Origin of the sequence: uncultured Thioclava sp. (assembly GCF_913064665.1) — a bacterium.
GTDB classification, from domain to species: domain Bacteria; phylum Pseudomonadota; class Alphaproteobacteria; order Rhodobacterales; family Rhodobacteraceae; genus Thioclava; species Thioclava arctica.
The window spans coordinates 16,626-33,602 of sequence record NZ_CAJYBT010000012.1 but is presented as its reverse complement, the minus strand read 5'-3'; the positions used below and the strand labels follow the sequence as shown (position 1 = coordinate 33,602).

The following is a 16,977-nucleotide window of genomic DNA, read 5'->3' as shown; positions in this document are numbered from 1 at the left end:
CTCAACTGGCCCCAAATCTTCCGCCGCTTTATCGCGCCTGACGCGACAAAAGACTGCTTGGGCGGGCGCGCGCCAGTGATGCGGTCAACAGTCCGGCCACGATGGCTTTGGCGATGTCCCCCGGAATAAACGCCAACACCAAAAGCGTCGCTTCCGAAATGGTTTTGCCAAGCACGAGGGACATACCAACGATCCCAAAGGCATAAAGCACAGCAATTCCCCCGATGATCGAGGCCACGCTCGCCACAAGCACCAAGGGCGCGCCGCGCCACTTCTCAACGATCAAGCCGGTGACAAAGGCCGCCACGACCCAGCCAAACAAAAAGCCCGAGGTCGGCCCCGCAAAGACTCCAAGCCCACCACGTCCGCCAGACAAAAGCGGCAAGCCAAGCGCGACAAGCAGCAAGAAGACAAGCACCGCCATCGCCCCGCGCCGTGCGCCCAAAACCGTGCCGCATAGCATGACACCCAGACTTTGCGCCGTGATCGGCACGCCAAATCCAAGCGTGATATTGGGCACCAACCCCAGAACTGCGATCAGCGCCGCAAATAACGCCACATTGGCGACAGTCTTTTCCATTCTCATCTCTCCTGCAAGTCGATCAACCCACCGCGGGCGCGAAGGGCTTCTGCTACGTGATCCGCATCCTCAAGTGCGCATAGCGCAAGCGGTAAAACAATGCGCCAGCGCGGCTTTCGCGTCGAGCGCGCGCGCCAGCTTTGCGATAGCAACTGTCCCTTTTGCGCCAAAACGGGGATCATGCGGATCACAAGGGCGATGCAAATTTCGAGCGCGCGCAGGTTCAAGCCAAATCGCGCGAAGGGCGCCGTGAGCCTGTGCACCACCGCCATCATGTCACTCAGACGCGTGGTCATCGTCACCAGATTGGCAAGCGCCACAGCGCTCATCATGCGCAAAACGATGACAAGCCCCGCAGTCGTCGCGCCGCTCCAGATGTGCCATGCCAGAACAACCACGACGAAGGGCCAAAGAATGAAAAGCCGCCGCAGGCCCACGCTGAAAAACAGCCAGCCCGGAAGCAGATACAAGATCACCGTGGCCAGAAAAACCGCGCCGTGAAACCACAGGTTTGACGTGCTCGCCAAGATCACCGTGGCCAGAAACAACAGCCCCAGCTTGAGCGCCGCAGGCATATCATGGGCGCGCGTTCTAACGGGAGAGGTCAGAGATATCATCACCTTCTCCCAGCTTGGTCATTGCCTCAAGATAGTTGTTCAGAACATCCGGCGCGGCACCGGCACGCGCAATCTGCCCCTTTTCCAACCACAGGACCGTCTCGCAGTCTGCCAGATCTTTGGGGTCATGCGAGATGTGAATTACCGTGCCGCCAAACAGTTGCAGATAGCGGCTTAGCTGCGCTTTCGTGGGCATATCGAGCCCCGCGAAAGGTTCGTCCAGCACCACCACCTTGGGGGACATCGCAACGATGGACATCAGACAGACAAGGTGTTTCTGCCCATGTGAGAGCGTTGAAATCGGCATCTGCGCCCATTGCGATTTCTGGAACCGCGCGAGGATTTCATGGGCGTCGCGTTCGGCCTGCTTTGCTTTGCGCCCGAGTTGCGCAAGGCCAAAGGCGACCTCCTCAAGAACGGTGGGAAAAATGATCTGGTGATCGGGATTTTGAAACAAAATCCCGACTTCTCGTAGCGCCGCGCGGCGATCCCCGAAAACATCGACTCCGTTCAGACGCACCAGCCCGTCCTGCGGCGCAATCAACCCGGCAAGCAGGCGTGCAAAGGTGGATTTCCCTGAGCCGTTGCGCCCGACAATTCCAAGGCGACGAAACGAGACATCGAGGCTGAGTTGGTTCAGCACGGGGCGCTCTTCGATGCGCACCGAGACATCGGCAAGGGTCAGCTGCGCCTCGGGTGCCTCTTGCATCTGCTTGGCCGTCATGCGGTTCAACGTCATTCTCCCGCCCCAATCCGGGTTTTTCGGTTGCGACACGCTCCCAACGTCATCTGCAACGCATTTCTACGCACCATCTGCCTGCACGCACTGATTTACGCAAGGCTCATCCCGTTTTGACGCCCGATACGCAAGCCCGCTCTTCAGACAGGTCCTTGACGCAGAGCCGCACCCGCGACGCCGCTCAAAAGGTTGGCGGCGTGCAGGCGCTGACGATGATACTTTTTTCCGGGCCGACCTGACGAAAGCGATGCGGCGCACGGCTGTCAAAATAATAGGCATCCCCCGGGCCAAGGATTTTGCGTTGTGCACCCACCGTGATCTCGACACGCCCCGCAAGAACAATGCCCCCCTCTTCGCCCTCATGGCCATACATGACCCGGCCCGTATCCGCCCCAAGGTCATAGGTTTCATACAAGATCATCAACGCCCGCCCGAACAGGCTTGACCCGACCTGCTTGAGCGACAGCTTGCCCTTGCCAATCTCGCTGAGATCGCCTGCGGCATAAAAGCTGACCTTCTCGGGATCGGGCTGAAACGCGAAGAATTCCGACAGGCTGATCGGGATGCCGATCAAGACACGGCGCAGCGCCCCGACAGACGGATTCATCTTGCCCGACTCGATCAAGGAGATCGTCGAATTCGGCACCCCGGTCTTCTTGGCCAGCTCGCGTTGCGACAATCCGGCACGCTCGCGCATGAAGCGCAAACGCTGTCCGATCTCGATGTCTTCCTGCGCGGCGTTTGGATTGTTCATTATTCACCATCATAATAATTCCATCCCAATTATTACAGCAAGTTAGCGCACAAAAGAAACAGACTATTTTAGTTCCCTCGACGCTTTATCGTGCAAAGATCGACTCACCGGGCGCTCATGCCTTTCCCAGAGGAACCACCAGATGAAAAACGCAGAGATTTCCAAACGCCGCGATGCCGCCATTTCGGTGGGTGTTGGAATGCAGACTCAAATCTATGTCGAACGCGCCTCTGGTTCAGAAGTCTGGGACGTCGAAGGTCGGCGCTATATCGACTTTGCGGCCGGGATTGCCGTGGTCAACACAGGCCATTGCCACCCCAAGGTGATGGCAGCGGTGCGCACTCAGACCGAGGCGTTCACCCATACCTGCCACCAGGTCCTGCCCTATGAAAACTACATCCGGCTTGCCGAGCGGCTGAACGAAAAAGTGCCGGGCGACTTCGCGAAAAAAACCGTCTTCGTGACCACCGGTGCCGAGGCCGTCGAGAACGCTATCAAGATCGCGCGCGCCGCCACCCGCCGCCCCGCCATCATCGCCTTTGGCGGTGCGTTCCATGGCCGCACATTCATGGGCATGAGCCTGACCGGCAAGGTTGCCCCCTATAAGAAAAACTTCGGCGCGATGATGCCCGATGTGTATCACGTCCCGTTCCCGATTGAACTGCACGGAACCAGCACCGAAGACACGCTTTCGGGCATTCAAAAGCTGTTCAAGGCCGATCTGGACCCCGATCGCGTGGCTGCAATCATTGTGGAACCCGTTCAGGGCGAAGGCGGGTTCTACCCCGCACCGGCCGAACTGATGCGCGCCCTGCGCGCGCTATGTGACGAGTATGGCATCCTGATGATTGCCGATGAAATCCAGACCGGCTTTGCGCGCACTGGCAACCTGTTCGCGATGGAGGGCTATGACGTGGTGCCCGACCTCACGACCATGGCCAAGGGTCTTGCGGGCGGTCTGCCGCTGGCGGCGGTCACCGGGCGCGCCGAGATTATGGATGCCGCACAACCGGGCGGTCTGGGGGGCACCTATGGTGGCAACCCGCTGGGCATCGCTGCGGCCAATGCCGTGCTTGACGTGATCGAGGAAGAAGACCTGTGCAACCGCGCCAACGCGCTGGGGTCTCGCCTGAAACAGCGGCTGAATGAGATCCGCTCGCGGGTGCCCGAAATCGTCGATGTGCGCGGCCCCGGCTTCATGATCGCAGCCGAGTTCAACACCGCAGATGGCTCAGCCCCCAACCCCGAGATGGCCAACGCCATTCGCGCCGAAGCGCTGGAGCGCGGGCTCGTTCTGTTGACCTGCGGTGTGTATGGCAACGTGATCCGTTTCCTCGCGCCGCTCACCATCCCTGATGAGGTGTTCGCCGAGGCCATGGATATTCTGGAAGCGTCGATCGACGCCGTGAAAGGTGCCTGACATGACGCTTGATCTCACGCCGCGTGCTTTGTCGCTGAAAGACCCCTCGCTGCTGGAAACGCGGGCCTATGTGAACGGCACGTGGCACGCAGGCGATACCCGCTTTGGCGTTTACGATCCTGCCACCGGCGCGCTGGTGGCAGAGGTTGCCGACCTGTCGGTGACCGAGACTGCAGGCGCGATTGACGCAGCCTATGCCGCCGGCCCTGCTTGGGCGGCGCAGACCGGCAAAGAGCGTGGCGCGATCCTGCGGCGCTGGCACGATCTGATAGTCGAGAACGCCGATGATCTGGCAACGATCCTGACGGCCGAAATGGGCAAGCCCTGGCCCGAGGCGCGCGGCGAGATCCTGTATGGCGCGTCCTTCATCGAATGGTTCGCCGAAGAGGCCAAACGCGTTTATGGCGATGTCATTCCCGGCCACCAGCGCGATAAACGCATCATGGTGCTCAAGCAGCCCGTGGGGGTTGTCGGCTCGATCACGCCGTGGAACTTTCCCAATGCGATGATCGCGCGCAAAGTTGGCCCGGCGCTGGCGGCAGGCTGCACTTTTGTGGCGCGCCCTTCTGAATTGACCCCGCTTTCCGCGCTGGCAATGGCGGTGCTGGCACATCGCGCGGGCATTCCCGCCGGTGTGTTCAACGTGATCCCATCAACCGACGCCTCGGGCGTGGGACTCGAGCTTTGCGCCAATCCCAAAGTGCGCAAGATCACCTTTACCGGCTCGACCCGCGTTGGCAAAATCCTGATGGAGCAATGCGCCAGCACAATCAAAAAAATGTCGTTGGAACTGGGCGGCAACGCGCCTTTCATCGTCTTTGATGACGCGGATCTGGACGCGGCGGTCGAAGGCACAATGATCGCCAAGTTCCGCAATAATGGGCAAACCTGCGTTTGCGCGAACCGCATCTATGTGCAGGCCGGGGTCTATGACGCCTTCGCCGAAAAGCTCAAAATCAAGGTGCGCGATCTGTCCGTGGGCAACGGCTTTGACGAAGGCGTAACCACCGGCCCCCTGATCAACGAGGCCGCAGTCGCGAAAGTCGAAGCGCATATTTCGGATGCTTTGGCAAAAGGCGCCGAGGTGACAACCGGGGGCACGCGCTCTAATTTGGGGGGCACATTCTTTGCGCCGACCGTCATGCGCAACGTGACCCGAGACATGTCCGTCTGTCACGAGGAAACCTTTGGCCCGCTGGCCGCCCTTGTGCCCTTCACGACCGAGAGCGAAGTGATCGCACTGGCCAATGACAGCGAATTCGGGCTTGCTTCGTATTTCTACAGCCGGGATCTGGCGCGTGTGTGGCGCGTGGCCGAAGCCTTGGAAAGCGGGATGGTCGGGGTGAATACCGGCCTGATCTCAACCGAGGTCGCCCCGTTTGGCGGCATCAAGCAATCCGGTCTTGGCCGGGAAGGCTCAAAATACGGGATCGAGGATTTCCTCGAAATCAAGAACGTCTGCATCGGCGGGATCAGCTAAGCGCGCCAGAATAAGACGGCTCGCAAGCGCCTGCACCCCGCGTATCTAGTGGTGCAGGCGCAGCGGCAGATCGGCGCGCGCAACAAAGCCGCGCTCGCGCCCCGGCGCGGGGGATTTTACATCAAACGTGCCGCCCGCGCGCTCCATGATCGCGTGCACAATGGCAAGCCCCAAACCGCTGCCAACACCCGATCCGGGCGCGCGCTCAAACCGGTTGCCAAGCTGGGCCAGCACCTCGGCGGGCAGCGGGTCACAATCATTCTCAACCGATAGCAGACCGGCCTGCGTCAGGCGCACCACCACCGGCGCGCCCGGCGTGCCGTGGCGTAGCGCGTTCTCGATCAGGTTGCGACACAAGATGCCGAAGATGTCGGGATCAAGATCAGAGCGCACCTCAGTCTCGGGCAGCTCAAGCTGAACCGGCGGCGCCCCGGCAAGACGCGCAGTGTCCTCGGCCATCAAGCGCAGGATCGGGCGCAGATCGCGCATATCCTCATTGCGCAGCTTGCCGCCCTCGGCACGTGCCAGTTGCATCAACCCCTCGGACAGCCGGGTGAGCCGCTTTAACCCGGCCTCGATCTCGCCAGCACGCGCGGCGCTTGCGGGGTCTGTCGTCTCTGAGCGCAACCGCTGCGTCTGCGCGATGGCCCCGGCCAGCGGCGTGCGCAACTCATGTGCGGCATTGGCCGCAAAATGGCGTTCGGCCTGAAACGCCGCATCCAGCCGGGCTAACAGCGCGTTCAGCGTCTCGCCCAAAGGCTGCACCTCGGCGGGCAGATCGCGGGTCTCCACCGCAGAAAGATCCGCCGCTCCGCGCGCCGCCAAGCGTAACCGGAACCGGCGCAGCGGGGTAAAGCCCAGCCCCAACACCAGCGCAATCGCCCCAAGCGACAACGGAATGATCAGCCCCAGCGGCGCCAATAGCCCCATCTGCACCTCATGCGCGGCGTTATCGCGATGCGTGCGCGGTTCGGCGACCGAGATCGTGATACTGCCACGCAGCGCTGAATCGGAATAGATGCGCAGCTTGGGCGTGTCGTAAAATCCGGGCCCCGAATAGGGAGGAAACAGCGCGGGCTGCGCCATATGCGACTGCAGCAAAACAGTGCCCGACGCATCGCGCACGACATAGGTGAAATGCTCTTCATGGGGGCGAACTATCGGCACGGTCTGCGCCCCCGTCACACCCTCACGGCCAAGGATTTGCCCAACCGCAAGCGGCAAAATCCGTTGCGCAGTCTCTTGCAACGCAGAATCGAACACCTCGTTCATCTCGCCGCGCATCAGTTGCGCTGTCACCAACGCACTCGCGACCCAAAGCAGGGTCACAACCACCCCCACCGCAAGACCCAGCCTGATCTGGAGCGAGTGCGGCCACCTCATCGTCGGCCCAACCGATAACCAAGCCCGCGTTCGGTCACGATCACACCTGCCCCCAGTTTCTTGCGCAGGCGGCTGACATGCACCTCGACGGTGTTGCTCTCGATCTCGGCGTCAAAGGAATAGAACCGCTCTTCAAGCTGTTTTTTGGACAATAACTGGTCAGGGCGGCTCAGAAAGGCCTCAAACAGCACCCATTCGCGCGCCGTCAGCGCGACCGGATTGCCATCGCGGTAGATCGTGCGCGCCGCCAGATCAATCTCAAGCGGGCCATGCGTGATCGTCGGGTTGGGATTGCCCGCATAGCGGCGCGCAACAGAACCGATACGGGCCGAAAGTTCTTCCAGATCAAAGGGTTTGACCAGATAATCATCCGCGCCCGCATTCAGCCCGTCGATCCGGTCAGACACCTGATCAAGCGCGGTCATGATGATCACCGGGGTGACATCGCCGCGCGCACGCAGCTTGCGCAGAAAGCCAATCCCGAGCCCGTCGGGCAGCATCAGATCAAGCAGCACAAGGTCAAAGACCGCCACCGCCATCGCATCGCCCGCCTCATCGAGCCGCTTCATCCAATCGACCGAATGTCCATCGGCTGCGATCTGGTCGCGCACGGCAGAGCCAAGCACGCTATCATCTTCGATTAGCAAAATGCGCATTCAACTCTCCAAGCGGCCGGTACAGGTTATCGTGTGCCAAGCTGACCGCAAGCTGAACCCGACGCGCCCCCCGCTTCAGGTTGGCGTCAGCTTCATGCGCCACATCAGCGTCAACCGACCTGAACCGGAGCCCTTCATGCCGCGTCTTTTTCGTCTTCGTCGTCTTGCCCTGCCCTTGGTTCTTGCCACGGGCATGGGCACGGCTGCGCTGGCCTCTGAGCATGATTGCCGCGTCCCGATGGCAGATTGGCAACCGATAGCAGCGGTCAATGCGCTGATGCAAAAGCGCGGCCTGACAGTACGCCGTATCAAGATCGACGATGGCTGCTACGAGGTCAAAGCGCGTGACGCAAAAGGCAACCGGGTTGAGCTGCGCCTCGATCCCGGCACGTTGCGCGTCTTGGAGCCAGAGCGCCAGGACGACGACTGATCCCGGGCCCGTTCCCCGGGGCAGGGCGCGTCGATTTACCCCCAAGTTTGTGATCGACGCGCCCACCTGACACGAACCTGAAGCGCTGCGGCGCAACGCTTCAGGCTCCGATCAGACTCAGCCCTCATGGTCGGCCCAAGGAAACGCCACAGACAAAGGAAATCGTCCATGAAATCCGCATTTGCCCTTCTCGCCCTGACCGCCGCTGTCGGCACAAGCGTCTTTGGCGCATTGTCCGCAGCCCCGATCCCTGCACCTGACGTCACTGTCACGCCCACGGCGACGCTGATGCAATCGACATCCAGCACGGCTGCGTTGGTAGGGTCTGCACTGGTCGGCTCTGCGCAGGTCGTAACCAGCCCTGCCGCGATTACCAGCGCACAAACCGACGCGCCCGCCGCCCATATCGTGCTCGCTGATAACGATAGCGACGAGCACTGGTTCAAGAGCCGTAAGAAACATCACGACGATGAAAACGACGACGAAGATGACGATGACGGCGGCATGGGCAGCAAAGCCATGAACCCCGCGCCCGCTGGCACCGCGCCACCGCCTGCGAACGGTTTGTTCAACAACGCCACCCCGCCGCAAGTTCAAGCGAACTGATCGCGCAGCCAGGAGACACCGATGAAAACTCTGATGACCACTTTGGCGCTGACAACCGCGCTCACCGTGCCCGGTCTCGCCTCTGCGCGCCCTGTCACCTTTAGCACCCAGATGACCAACTATTATGGCAATAACGCCTATTTCGCGATGTATGTGACGAACGCGAATGGGGCCTATGTCGGCAGCCTGTGGATGGCGGGAGGCAATGCGCGCTACTACCGCCACCTCAGCGGCTGGTATCAGGCAACGGGCGGGGATGCCGCGCAAGTTTCGGGCATAACCGGGGCCTCGGTCGGCTCCGGGCGTTCGGTCAAGGTGACGCTTGATCTACAAGATGCGCTGTTTGATGCGGGCTATGTTCTGCATGTCGATGCGGCGGTCGAGAACATGCCCGAAAGCCCCAAGGAAATCGTGGTGCCCTTGAGCAAGGCCAATCTTGGCAAAGCCATTGGCGGGCGCCGCTACATCAAGAGCCTGACCATTACCGAGTGATCCAGAGGATATCGCATGTTGCGTCTAACCCACCGCTGGCCCGGTCTGATCGCGGCCCTGCTTGTGATTGTCGTGTCGCTCAGCGGGGCCGCGCTTTCGGTCTTTCCCGCGCTTGATCATCTGAGGGCCCCTCAGGCCTCGGCGGATTTGACGGTCGCGGCGCTGACCCAACAGGTCGCGGTCAATCATCCGGGGCTTGAGCAGATCCGGCGCACGCCATCGGGCCAGATCGAGGCCTATTGGTTCAAGGCGGGTGCGCCGGGTGCGGCCGTAATCGACCCGGCAACGGGCAAGGATGCCGGGTCAGCCGATCCGTCGCGGGTGGAGCTGTGGCTGACCGATCTGCATCGCTCGCTGTTTCTGGGTAATGCCGGGCGGTGGGTAACGGCAGCGGGCGCGGTGGCAATGCTGGTGCTGACGCTGTCGGGCGCGGCGCTGGTGGCGCGCCGGATGGGCGGCTGGCGGCGTTGGTTCGGGCCCACCCGTGGCCCGTGGCCCGGACGCATCCATGTGGAACTGGCGCGCTTTGCGGTCGGGGGCTTGGTGTTGTCCTCGCTGACGGCGCTCTGGCTGACCGCGCTGACGTTTTCGATGATCCCCGATGACAGCGCGCTGCCCAGTTTTGCCAGCGCCACGCCGGGGGGGACCGCGCTGCCGGTTGCGCAAATACCGATCCTAGCAAGCACAAAGGTTTCCGCGCTGGAAAAACTCTCGCTGCCCTCGCCCAGCGATCCCACCGATGTCTATACTCTCAAGACGGATGGTGGCACCGCATTGGTCGATCCGGGCACGGGCAAGGTGCTGTCTTCGGCCACGCCCGGCATCTGGACGCGCATTTCCAACATTATCATGTTGTTGCACACCGGGCGCGGCGCATCTGTGCTGGGGCTGATCCTTGGCCTGATGGCGCTGAGTGTGCCGACGCTTGCGCTGACAGGGGTCGTGCAATGGCTGGCACAGCGCGGCAAGGCCAGCCGGATCAAGGGCAACACAGCCGCAGGCAGCGCCGAGACGGTCGTGCTTGTCGCCTCGGAAGGGGGCACAAGCTGGGGGTTTGCGCGCACCCTGCGTGACGCGCTCAAGGCGCAGCGTCAGGGCGTCCATGTCGCCCCGCTGAGCCAGTTTGACCCGAAACGCTATAGCCACGCCAAACGCTTCATCATCTTGGCCGCAACCTATGGCGAGGGCGCCCCCCCAAGTGCGGCACGCGGCGTGATCGAGCGGATCCGCGCATTGCCCGCAGCCCCGCACGCGCCGCTCACCATCCTGGGCTTTGGCGATCGCTCTTTTCCGCAGTTTTGCGGCTTTGCGCAGGATTTGGCGCGCGCGGCGCAAGATATCGGCTGGCCCGAGTTGCTCCCCTTGGCCACGGTGGACCGCCAATCGCCGCAAGATTTCGCGCGTTGGGGGCATGATCTTGGCGCGGCCCTTGGTCTGCCGCTTGAGCTGTCGCATCTTCCCGAAGTACCGCGCACCGAGGCGCTGCGCCTGATCCAGCGGCGCGATTACGGCAAGGCCGTGGGCGCCCCCACCGCCATTCTGCGCTTTGCCCTGCCCCCGCGCAGCCTGTGGCAACGCCTGACCTCTCAGGGTTTTGCCCGGTTCGAGGCGGGCGATCTGTTGGGCATTGTGCCGAAAGGCTCGACCGTGCCACGGTTTTATTCGCTGGCGTCATCGCGCGCGGATGGGTTCATCGAGATTTGCGTGCGCCAGCATGAGGGTGGGCTGTGCTCGGGGCAGTTGACGACGATGACCTCGGGCGAGAGTGTCGCCGCCTTCTTGCGCCGCAACCCCGATTTTCGCCCCGCCCCCGGACGCGCCCCCGTGATCTTGATCGGCGCGGGCACCGGGATTGGCCCCTTGGCCGGATTCGTGCGCGCCAATCACAAGCGCCGCCCGATGCACCTGTTCTTTGGCGCACGCACGCCAACCAGCGATTTGCTTTATGATGAGGAACTGCTCAACTGGCAGAGCGCGGGGCAGCTTGCGACCCTGACAACCGCCTATTCCCGCCAAGAGCCGCATCACTATGTGCAAGACAGCCTTAAAATCAACGCCGGTCGAATACTGCAACTGCTGACGGGCGGCGCGCAGATTATGGTGTGTGGTGGGCGCGAAATGGCGGCGGGCGTGCGCGAAACCTTAGCCGAAATGCTGTCCGCGAGCGGGCAAAGCCCCGCCACGCTCAAAGCCGAGGGACGATATGCCGAAGACGTCTACTAAAGACCGATTTGCGCTGAACGGTGCCACGATGGGCACGCGCTGGTCGGTTGTGACGCCCACCGCTCCCGAGGACCGCGATGGGCTGCAAGACGCCCTGCAACAGGCGGTTGCGCAGGTCGATGCGCAAATGTCGACTTGGCGCGCTGAGAGCGATCTGATGCGCCTGAACGCGGCCCCCCTTGGGTCATGGGTGGACCTGCCCGCGCAACTGATGGCGGTTCTGGACACGGCGCTAAAGATAGGGCGGCTCAGCGATGGCGCATTCGAGATCGCGATGGGCGATGCGATTGCCGCTTGGGGCTTTGGCCCCGCCCCGGCAGACGCGCAGGCGATCCGCGCCGCGTTGGCGCGCAAACGCCAGCCAAGTTTCACCACGCTGGAGTTGGATTGCGCCAATCTGCGCGCACGCAAACATGGCGAGATGACGCTGGATCTGTCGGGCATCGCCAAGGGCTATGGCGTGGACCGGTTGACCGAGGTGCTGGGCGCGCAGGGCATTCCCAACGCGCTGGCCGCGATCGACGGCGAATTGCGCGCGCTTGGGAATGGCCCCAAGGGGCGCGGCTGGAGCGTGGCGCTGGAACGTCCCGACCCGGACATCCGCGCCGTGCATTCCGTCTTTGAGCTGTGCGACACGGCGATTGCGACCTCGGGCGACTACCGCCATTGGGTGCAGGTCGGTGCGCAGCGGTTGGGCCACACGATGGACCCCGCGCGCGGCGCGCCGCTGATCGACGGCCCCGCCTCGGTTACCGTTCTGGCGTCAAGCTGCGTCGAGGCCGATGCACTGGCCAGCGCGTTCATGGTCCTGGGCGAGGCCGCAGGGCGCGACCTGGCTGATCGATTGGGTGTTGAGGCCGTGTTCTTGTCAGAAAAAGACCGCTTCAAGACGGACCATTCCGACACGCGGGAAGGAAACCGAGGCAAATCCAGCGGCCGGGAATAGGGTATGATGACGTCGGAAAGGGATAGCTCCCTCGTCGCCTCGGCGATTTCGTGTGGCAGGACGATGCCGTGCAAATTCAAAGCAGCGTGGTTCGGCCACCCAACAACGACAGTCATGAACGCCCACTATCCGTTGCGACAGCCGCGTCCCGAGGGTGCTGAAAGGACCGCAAGACGCCTACCCCGGCTTTGAGGGGGGAGGTGTCTGAGATTGATACTATCTTCACATCGCCTCCCCCCGATCAAGCTGCCCATCACGCAGATGGAAGACCTTATCAAAACGGTCGTAGATCTTCTCGTCATGGGTCACGGCGATGATGCAGGCATCATGCTCGGCGGCAAGTTTGCGCAGCAGATCCATCACGACTCCCGCGCGCTTGCTGTCAAGCGCGGCTGTGGGCTCATCGGCCAGAATGATGCGCGGGCTATTGGCCAAGGCACGCGCGATCGCCACGCGTTGCGCCTCGCCGCCTGACAGAAGGGCTGGCATGGCATCCTTGCGATGTCCCACCTCCAGATAGTCGAGCAATTCAAGGGCGCGCCTTTGGGCCTCGGCTGAGGATTTGCCCGCCAGCTTCAACACCAGAGCCACGTTGTCTTGCGCGTTCAGGAAGGGCAGCAAATTGTGGAACTGAAAGATAAACCCGATCTTGTCGAGCCGAAGCTTGCGCAAATCGCCGCGCAGCCAACGGTCATCATACACCAGCTCGTCATCCAGAATGACCTTGCCCGCACTCGGGTCGATGATGCAGCCGATGATATTCAACAGCGTCGTCTTGCCCGATCCCGAAGGCCCCAGCAGCGCCACCACCTCGCCCGCATGCACCGACAGATCAACGCTTTTCAAAGCGTCAACTCGTGCATCACCTTCGCCATAGTGCTTGGAGACATTCGCAACATTAACGATCACGCGGCGCGTATCCACGGTCATCCCCCTACCCTCCGATCGCCGTTGCCGGATCAACCTTAAGCGCGGCACGCACGCCAAGGCCACTTGCCGCGATGCATACCACCAGAATGATTCCGGCAAGGGCCGCAGCGTTGATCGGTTCCAGCACGACGCGGCGTGGAAAATAGTCTTTGACAAGCAGTATGAGGACCAAGCCAAAGCTCCAGCCGACCGCGCCAAGCGCCACAGATTGCTGCACGATCAAGCCCACGATGGTGCGATCAGGCGCTCCTATCAGCTTCAACGTCGCGATTTGTTTGAGCTTTTCCATCGTCATGGTGTAAATAATCAGCGCAATCACCACGGCTGAAACCGTCAGAAGAATACCCAGAAACAAGCCGATCTGACGCTTTGCGCGGTCCACCACAGAGAGCAGCAAAATGGATTCCTGATCGCCTTGGGTCAGCGCCGAGAGATGTTTCCACTGCCGCACTGTTTGCGCCACGGCTTGGGGGTCTGCGTCGGGTTCCAGCTTGGCAATGACCGCCGCGACATTGTCTTGCGTTTTGAAAACGCCCTGATCGCGCGCGACCTGCACGCGTTGCGCAGCAGGGGCCAGTTGCGTTTGCAGCACCTGCGCATCACGCAACGTGATGAACACTGCCGGATCGCCCCCTGAATTCATCGTGTCTTTGACCAGCCCGACCACAGTAAACGGGTTCCGTCCCAGCCGGATCACATCGCCAACTTTCAGGCCGGATTTGTCGTCGACGACGATCTCGAAATGAGATTTCTCAATCGATCGCCCCTCAGAAATGATCTCGGGACCACCGGGATAACCTGGCTCATACCCAATGACATAAAGCCGCAAGGTGTCCCCCCGGAAGGGTGCCTCGACGGTCTGATAGGTCAAACTGCCCGCCGCCGCCACGCCATGCAGTCGCGCAATGGCGTTGCGTGTTTCACTGGGAATACTGGACGCCTCGGCAAACGGCCCCTGCGTGCCAGCCTCAACGACCCAAAGATCCGCTTTGGGTGCCTTCACGATATTGAGCGCATCTGCAACCAGACCGTTGTAGATGCCGATCATTGCCAGCACGACCGCCATCAAAAGGCTCAGCCCCAAACAGGTCAGAACGAAACGGAAAAGGTTGTGACGCACGTCACGATACGCAAGGTTCATGACGCATCCCCTTCAGCGACGCGCACCAAGCGGCCCTCTGACAACCCTTTGAGCGGTCTTACAATGACGCGTGCGCCCTTGGGGAGTTCGCTGAGCAACTCGACGCGCGCGTCCTCGGTGCGGTGCCCGAAGCTGGCGGTCACCTGATGCGCGCGGCCATCTTGCGCAATCCAGAGACGCCCGGTGTCGCCGTCAAACCCGGTTATCGCGATCTCAGGGATCAGCAATGCCTCGGCCAGTTTGGCAACCGTGATCTGCACTTCTGCCTGCTCTCCGAGAAAGACTTGCGTGGGACATTGCTCACATGAGATCCAGACCCGGCGTTCTTCGTTCACACGGTCGCTTTCGATACCGATCCGCGCGATTTTTCCGTGAAACACCTGATGGGGCAGCGAACGCAACCGCACGTCAGCGCTTTGTCCGATGGCGAGCGCCCCGGCGCGGGCCTCATCCACATAAGCGAGCGTCCAAACGGTTGCAGGATCCATCAAGGTAAAGATCGGCTCACCGGCATTGACCACGGTTCCCGCCTCGGCATGACGTTCGACGACGACCCCATCGAAGGGGGCCCGTAGCTCGTGTTGATCAAGCAACACCCGTTCGTATTGCAGCGCAGCTTTGGCGTCACTGAGCAACGAGCGCGCGACTTCGATGTCGCTTTGCGCGACCGTCAAATCGGCTGCCGCCACCGCCACATCGCTTTGTGACTCCTCGGCGGCTTGGGTCGATACAGTGCTGCGTCCAACTAGGGCCTGCTGACGCGCATTCGTCGCCTCGCGCTGAGTGAGGATCGCGCGTGCGCGGATCTCATTCGCCTCAGCCTTGCCAAGCGTGGCGGCAGCCGCCGCAACTGCGGCCTCTGCGCGCGCGACTCTCGCTTGTTGTTCCTCGGAGCTCAGACGGGCCAGAACTTGTCCGGCTACGACGCTATCCCCATTATCGGCGTAAAGATGGGTCAATGCTGCGCCCACCTCAAAGCCCAAATCCGAAACGATCCGCGCCTCAATCGTGCCCAAGCCGTAGACCCGCACGGGCACGTCTTTTTCGACATTGGCGGCAGTGACGCTGATCGGGCGTTCGGTCAAGATGAACCATCCGGCGAAAACGAGGACTGCGGCAATCGCGAGCCCTAAAATCCTGCGACGCGTCATTGGGATAGCTCAGCTTGTGTGTTTCGCAACAGGCCCAACTGCGCATCCAGCAAGCGCCGCCCCTCTGGTACCAAGGCGAAATCGCGTTTTCCCAACGTCCAGCGGATCGTCAGGCCCTGCACCAAAGAAATCAGCAAAAGCGCCCCATCCTTGGGCGACAAAGCGGGATTGAAGACACCCGCCGCCTGCCCCGCAAGCAGTTCAGTTTGCAGCAACCCAATCAGTTGGGTCATCAACCCCTGAACTGAAGTGCGCAAACTGTCGTTCTCAACCTGCAGTTCGCGCGAAAACAGAATCGATGGAATGGCGGGCATCGCCTCGATCTGGCGCAACTGCACGAGGATCAAGGCTTTGATGCGCGATATCGGATCGTAAGACGTTCCCAACGCCTCGGCCCACGCCGTTGTCAGGTGATCTGAAATCATCTCGGCCACTGCCAGCCACAGGTCTTGCTTGGTCGCGAAATGGCGAAAGATCGCGGGCTGCGTAACACCGACAGCATCGGCGACGGATTGCGTGGTCAGACGGTCGGGGCCTAATTCGTCTGCAAGGCGCAGCATGGCGGTCACGATCTCGGATTTGCGTTCATTTGCGGACTTGCGCACGAGCATAGGGGACCGCCCTTCACTAGTTAGTTATTACTCACTTACTAATTGGCGAAATCCAATCTGAATGTCAAGGGAAGCTTAGATGTAGAAACTACGTTGAGGGGGGTGAAGGCCTGCGACTGACAAACAGGGCGTGGTTATATTGCACGCGTTAAGAGGCCCGCGAAAAATTGCACCGAAACGGCTAACGGACGATGCGTGAGTCTGATCCGCGATCAGGTCAGCTTTGATCCAGTTTCAGCCGTTAAATCGTCATCTGCTCTGTGCGCCCCGCCGAAATCGCTATCGACTGGAAGCTGTCGAGCCAATGACACAGCGCCCCCATCTCAGGGGCTAATGCTTGCGCATAACCATCTGCAAACTGCGCGAATGCGGCCTCGTTCAGCCCATTCAATCCGGTCAAGATCGGAATGCCCAGCGCCACCGATTCGGCCATAACCGCGCGAAACCCACGTCCCTCGGCCTCCATCTTCCCAAATTTATTAATGATGAGAACATCCGCCCCCTCAAGCCTGTCAGAGACCGCATGCACAGCCGTTTCCAGTGCGGCCGGATCAAGCCGGCAGCCACGCGACCCAGCCCCAAGCGCCTGCGAGATCCGCAACACCGGCCCATCGGGCAGCACCTGAATATCCATGTCGCAGGCATGCGATTTCGCGCGTTCGGTATTGATCTGAACCGTGCCACAGACCCGCAGCCCTGAAGCGATCAAATACTGCGCAAACCGGCTGAGCAGCAAATCCGCGTCACCTCTGCCGGGGCAACTGACCGTTGCAATCGGAAACATCACAGGCGTCCTTTCCACTTTTTGCATTTGCAGC

18 protein-coding genes are annotated in these 16,977 nt (G+C 61.3%); 7 read left to right on the top strand and 11 right to left on the bottom strand.

The window, feature by feature from the left end:
- Window positions 1-28: 28 nt before the first annotated feature.
- The 4 genes from QZ571_RS07025 to QZ571_RS07010 all read right to left on the bottom strand — a co-directional run bounded on the left by QZ571_RS07025 (window position 29) and on the right by QZ571_RS07010 (window position 2,660).
- Window positions 29-580, bottom strand: a complete 552-nt coding sequence (locus QZ571_RS07025) for a biotin transporter BioY (RefSeq protein ID WP_295533006.1) — start codon at window positions 578-580, stop codon at window positions 29-31.
- Between the two features lie 2 nt (window positions 581-582).
- On the bottom strand, window positions 583-1,197 hold the full coding sequence (locus tag QZ571_RS07020; RefSeq protein ID WP_295533005.1) for an energy-coupling factor transporter transmembrane protein EcfT: 615 nt from the start codon (window positions 1,195-1,197) through the stop codon (window positions 583-585).
- Complete coding sequence (locus QZ571_RS07015; RefSeq protein WP_295533004.1) at window positions 1,172-1,936, bottom strand: ABC transporter ATP-binding protein; 765 nt, start codon at window positions 1,934-1,936, stop codon at window positions 1,172-1,174. Before QZ571_RS07015 ends, QZ571_RS07020 begins: the two co-directional genes overlap by 26 nt.
- A 181-nt stretch (window positions 1,937-2,117) precedes the next feature.
- Window positions 2,118-2,660, bottom strand: coding sequence for a cupin domain-containing protein (locus tag QZ571_RS07010; RefSeq protein WP_366929939.1), 543 nt, complete (start codon window positions 2,658-2,660; stop codon window positions 2,118-2,120).
- A gap of 172 nt (window positions 2,661-2,832) precedes the next feature.
- Between QZ571_RS07010 and QZ571_RS07005 the strand changes: the two genes are divergently transcribed.
- Window positions 2,833-4,110: a 4-aminobutyrate--2-oxoglutarate transaminase gene (locus tag QZ571_RS07005; RefSeq protein ID WP_295533002.1), complete on the top strand. Its 1,278-nt coding sequence runs from the start codon at window positions 2,833-2,835 to the stop codon at window positions 4,108-4,110.
- Window position 4,111: 1 nt separating this feature from the next.
- Complete coding sequence (locus QZ571_RS07000; protein ID WP_295533001.1) at window positions 4,112-5,590, top strand: NAD-dependent succinate-semialdehyde dehydrogenase; 1,479 nt, start codon at window positions 4,112-4,114, stop codon at window positions 5,588-5,590.
- 45 nt (window positions 5,591-5,635) lie between these two features.
- Here the strand turns inward: QZ571_RS07000 and QZ571_RS06995 are convergent, their stop codons facing one another.
- Window positions 5,636-6,973 (bottom strand): ATP-binding protein, encoded by a 1,338-nt coding sequence (locus QZ571_RS06995; protein WP_295533000.1) that lies wholly within the window; start codon window positions 6,971-6,973, stop codon window positions 5,636-5,638.
- Window positions 6,970-7,629, bottom strand: a complete 660-nt coding sequence (locus QZ571_RS06990; protein ID WP_295532999.1) for a response regulator transcription factor — start codon at window positions 7,627-7,629, stop codon at window positions 6,970-6,972. The genes QZ571_RS06995 and QZ571_RS06990 overlap by 4 nt, the downstream gene beginning before the upstream one ends.
- Before the next feature lie 136 nt (window positions 7,630-7,765).
- On the opposite strand from QZ571_RS06990, the gene QZ571_RS06985 reads away from it, so the two are divergent.
- The 5 genes from QZ571_RS06985 to QZ571_RS06965 all read left to right on the top strand — a co-directional run bounded on the left by QZ571_RS06985 (window position 7,766) and on the right by QZ571_RS06965 (window position 12,326).
- The gene (locus QZ571_RS06985) at window positions 7,766-8,059 is read left to right on the top strand and encodes a PepSY domain-containing protein (RefSeq protein ID WP_295532998.1); all 294 of its coding nucleotides are present in this window, start codon (window positions 7,766-7,768) and stop codon (window positions 8,057-8,059) included.
- 168 nt (window positions 8,060-8,227) lie between these two features.
- Entirely contained in the window at window positions 8,228-8,665 is a 438-nt protein-coding gene (locus tag QZ571_RS06980; RefSeq protein WP_295532997.1) for a hypothetical protein, read from the top strand.
- 21 nt (window positions 8,666-8,686) lie between these two features.
- Window positions 8,687-9,157, top strand: a complete 471-nt coding sequence (locus QZ571_RS06975) for a DUF2271 domain-containing protein (RefSeq protein WP_295532996.1) — start codon at window positions 8,687-8,689, stop codon at window positions 9,155-9,157.
- Between the two features lie 15 nt (window positions 9,158-9,172).
- A complete protein-coding gene (locus QZ571_RS06970; RefSeq protein ID WP_295532995.1) occupies window positions 9,173-11,380 on the top strand; it encodes a PepSY domain-containing protein in 2,208 nt (735 codons plus the stop codon).
- Complete coding sequence (locus QZ571_RS06965; RefSeq protein WP_295532994.1) at window positions 11,361-12,326, top strand: FAD:protein FMN transferase; 966 nt, start codon at window positions 11,361-11,363, stop codon at window positions 12,324-12,326. Before QZ571_RS06970 ends, QZ571_RS06965 begins: the two co-directional genes overlap by 20 nt.
- A gap of 222 nt (window positions 12,327-12,548) precedes the next feature.
- On the opposite strand, the gene QZ571_RS06960 is transcribed toward QZ571_RS06965, so the two are convergent.
- From QZ571_RS06960 to QZ571_RS06940, 5 genes are all read right to left on the bottom strand, one after another.
- Window positions 12,549-13,256, bottom strand: coding sequence for an ABC transporter ATP-binding protein (locus QZ571_RS06960; RefSeq protein ID WP_295532993.1), 708 nt, complete (start codon window positions 13,254-13,256; stop codon window positions 12,549-12,551).
- 4 nt (window positions 13,257-13,260) lie between these two features.
- Window positions 13,261-14,397, bottom strand: a complete 1,137-nt coding sequence (locus QZ571_RS06955) for an ABC transporter permease (RefSeq protein WP_295532992.1) — start codon at window positions 14,395-14,397, stop codon at window positions 13,261-13,263.
- A complete protein-coding gene (locus QZ571_RS06950; protein WP_295532991.1) occupies window positions 14,394-15,482 on the bottom strand; it encodes an efflux RND transporter periplasmic adaptor subunit in 1,089 nt (362 codons plus the stop codon). The genes QZ571_RS06955 and QZ571_RS06950 overlap by 4 nt, the downstream gene beginning before the upstream one ends.
- Window positions 15,483-15,544: 62 nt before the next feature.
- Window positions 15,545-16,159, bottom strand: a complete 615-nt coding sequence (locus QZ571_RS06945) for a TetR/AcrR family transcriptional regulator (RefSeq protein ID WP_295532990.1) — start codon at window positions 16,157-16,159, stop codon at window positions 15,545-15,547.
- A 241-nt stretch (window positions 16,160-16,400) separates the two neighbouring features.
- On the bottom strand, window positions 16,401-16,943 hold the full coding sequence (locus tag QZ571_RS06940; protein ID WP_295532989.1) for a DUF2478 domain-containing protein: 543 nt from the start codon (window positions 16,941-16,943) through the stop codon (window positions 16,401-16,403).
- Between the last annotated feature and the right edge of the window lie 34 nt (window positions 16,944-16,977).